The sequence below is a fragment of the Patiriisocius sp. 208BN25-11 genome (assembly GCF_058147145.1).
This window is the reverse complement of the sequence record NZ_JBYVJY010000064.1, coordinates 1-283: the sequence shown is the minus strand read 5'-3', so window position 1 is coordinate 283 and position 283 is coordinate 1. Positions and strand designations below refer to the sequence as shown.

Annotated in this window: 1 protein-coding gene; it reads left to right on the top strand. The window is 39.6% G+C overall.

Features of this window, described 5'->3' with window-relative positions:
• Positions 1-14 precede the first annotated feature (14 nt).
• Positions 15-283: DUF5995 family protein (locus ACY2RS_RS15570; protein WP_490099586.1), on the top strand; the 269-nt coding region annotated here is incomplete at its 3' end.

Below are 283 nucleotides of genomic sequence, written 5' to 3'. Positions count from 1 at the left end.
AAGAAAACAGCGCCATGGCTTTCTTCCCAGTACTGTATAAAAAAGTAACCAAATGGATTAGAGATGGTATTCTCAATGGCGATGTTGAAGACAACCCAAGAATGGAGCTTCTCGATGTACTTTTTGCCAATAGATATCTCGAAGCCGACTACAGCTATAAGCAAGGAAACATAATTACCCAAAGCTGGCAACGTACCTTTGATGCTACTGCAGACAATTCTGTGCTTATTTTGCAACACATCTTACTTGGGATTAATGCGCATATCAATCTTGATCTAGGAAT